Source organism: Novosphingobium sp. B-7, from assembly GCF_000410615.1.
Classification (GTDB): domain Bacteria; phylum Pseudomonadota; class Alphaproteobacteria; order Sphingomonadales; family Sphingomonadaceae; genus Novosphingobium; species Novosphingobium capsulatum.
The window spans coordinates 1-2,730 of the sequence record NZ_APCQ01000696.1; the positions used below are offsets into that span (position 1 = coordinate 1).

Genomic DNA, 2,730 nt, shown 5'->3' on the forward strand with positions numbered 1-2,730 from the left:
CCCGCGCCATGTTGATCCAGGCCGCCGCGCAACGCCTGTCGGTGCCGGCCAGCGCGCTCAGCACCCAGCCCGGCCGCGTCGTGCACCAGGCCTCGGGCCGCAGCCTGAGCTATGCCGAACTGGCACCCCACGCGCTCGATCTGCCCGCGCCGACCACGCCGCCCACCCTCAAGGACCCGAAGGATTTCCGCTGGATCGGCAAGCCGCAGGCCCGGCTCGACGTGCGCGCCAAATCGACCGGCAAGGCGCAGTTCGCCATCGACAGCAAGGTCGACGGCATGCTCCACGCCGCCGTCCAGCATGCGCCGCGCCTGGGCCTCGCCGTTGGCAAAATCCGCAACGAGGCAGCCGTCAAGGCGATGAAGGGCGTGCATTCAGTGCATGTCCTCGATGGCGCGGTCGCCGTTGTCGCGCCGCGTTTCTGGCACGCGCGCCGCGCGGTGGAAGCCGCCCAGGTCGATTGGGTTGAGCCCACCGGGGCCAGCTATCGCCCAATGCCGGCCACCTTCTCCACGGCAGACCACGCCGCCCATCTCGCCACGGTGCAGGGCACCGAAGAAGTGGCCGAAAGCACCGGCGACGTTGCCAAGGCCTTTGCCGATGCCGGCGCCAAGGGCACGCTCAGCGCCACCTATCACAGCCAATACCTGAACCATGCCCAGCTTGAGCCGCCCTCGGCCCTGGCGCGGTTCAACGCCGATGGCACGCTCGACATGTGGTTCCCCAACCAGGCGCCCGACATGTTCCTGGCCGAAGTGGCCAAGGCGTCCGGACTGCCGCCGGAAAAGATCCGCATCCACTCGCCCCTGCTTGGCGGGTTCTTTGGCCGCCACTTCCTCTATCCCAAGGGCAATCCCTATCCCCAGGCGATCGAACTGGCCAAGCGCGTCAACGCCCCGGTCAAGCTGATCTGGACGCGCGAAGAGGAATTCCTGCGCGACCCGCTGCGCCCGATGGCCGCCGTGCGGTTTCGCGGCGTGGTCGATGCCAGCGGCATGCCCCTGGCGATCGAGGCGGTGAGCGCCACCGAAGGCCCGAGGGAGGGCATTGCCGACAAGCGCAGCGGGGAAATCGATCCCACCGCGCTCGAAGGGCTGGCGGGCAAGAGCTATGCCCTGCCCAACAAGCGCATTGCCCAGATCTTCGTCAAAAGCCCTACCACCGTGGCCTATTGGCGGTCGGTCGGCAATTCGATGAACGACTTCTTCTATGAAGCCTTCCTCGATGAACTGGCCGACAAGGGCGGGCAGGATCCCTATGCTGTGCGCTTGCACCTGCTCTCGGGCAACGCCCGCTTGACCACGCTGCTCAAAGCGGTGGTCGATCTGTCCGGCGGCTGGAAGCGCGGCCCGTTCACCGCGCCCGATGGCACCACCCGCGCCCGCGGCATGGCCATGGCCTCGCCCTTCGGCACGCAGACGGCGGCCATTGCCGAAGTCTCGATCGCCGATGGCCAGGTCAAGGTGCACGATGTGTGGCAGGCGATCGATCCGGGCAGCATCGTCAACCCCGCCATCATCACCGCGCAGGTCAATTCCGCCGTGGCGCTCGGCCTGTCGCAAGCCCTGATCGAGGAAGCCGCCTACAAGAACGGCGAACGCGTGGCGCGCAATTTCGATGGCTATCCGATCCTCACCCCCGATCGCATGCCGCGCGTGCACGTGCGCATTGTCGAAAGCGGGGAGAAGATGGGCGGCATCGGCGAGCCCGGCCTGCCCGCTGTGCCACCGGCCGTGGCCAATGCCGTGTCGCGCCTGCGCGGTCAGCGCGTGCGCACTCTGCCCATCGGCACGTTGAGCTGAAACAGGCGCGCCTGATTCTCAGCCAAAACGGGAAAGATCGAACGGCGCCAGCGACACAGCTGGCGCCGTTTCGTCGATCAGCGCCGTGATCAGGTGCGCGGTGGCCGGCGCCAGCGTCAGCCCCAGGTGCTGGTGGCCAAAGGCATAAAACAGATTGGCCGCGCGCGCTGAACGGCCGATCGCCGGCAGATAATCGGGCAGCGTCGGCCGGCAGCCCATCCAGCGCCGGAACGGCCCGGCCATCGGCAGGCCGAGTTCCGCCACATGACGCTCCAGCCTTTCCCACTTGCGCGGATCGGCCGGGGCATCGGGGTCGCCCAGTTCGACAAAGCTCGCCGCCTGCACGCTGTCGCGATACCGCGTGACGATCATCGCGCGCTGTTCGAACACCACCGGCGGCAGATCGGCCGGCCAAGCGCGCGCGTCGGCGCGGATGTGATAGCCGCGCTCGGCAATCATCGGCACCGCATGACCCAGGCCTTGCAAGATGGGCGCGGCACGCACGCCAGCGCAAACCAGCACGGTGTCAGCCCCCAGCCCCGGTATGTCTGCCCGACCATGCGCGATCGCCACTTGCGCGCGCTCGGCGTGCAGGCGTCCGCCGCGCGCCACAAAGGCATGGCGCAGCGCTTGGCGCAGCGCATCGAGATCGGCAATCTGCGCCGTACCGGCAAAGCGCACAGCGCCCGCCACCGGCTGCCCACACAGGGCGGAAAGGCGCGCGACATCCTCATAGGTGGCTCGCGCCACCCTTGCCGTGCCGGTCTGGGCCGCCTGCCATGCGGCACGGCCGGCAGCGGCAGCGTGGGCATCATGCCAGGCGACAAGATGTCCTTCTTCGCGCAGCAAGTCTGGGGTGCCGATCCGCGCCACCAGGTCACGCCAGGCCGGCAGGGCCTGCGCCATCAGCGGCGCCATGGCCGCACAG

Annotated in this window: 2 protein-coding genes; one reads left to right on the forward strand and one right to left on the reverse strand. The window is 68.6% G+C overall.

Annotated elements, in window-relative coordinates; translation table 11 throughout:
- A partial coding sequence (locus H926_RS0107370; RefSeq protein WP_022675728.1) for a xanthine dehydrogenase family protein molybdopterin-binding subunit occupies positions 1-1,802 on the forward strand: 1,802 nt, incomplete at its 5' end.
- A gap of 18 nt (positions 1,803-1,820) precedes the next feature.
- Here the strand turns inward: H926_RS0107370 and H926_RS0107375 are convergent.
- The coding region (locus H926_RS0107375; RefSeq protein ID WP_028657719.1) for an FAD-binding oxidoreductase at positions 1,821-2,730 on the reverse strand (910 nt) is incomplete at its 5' end.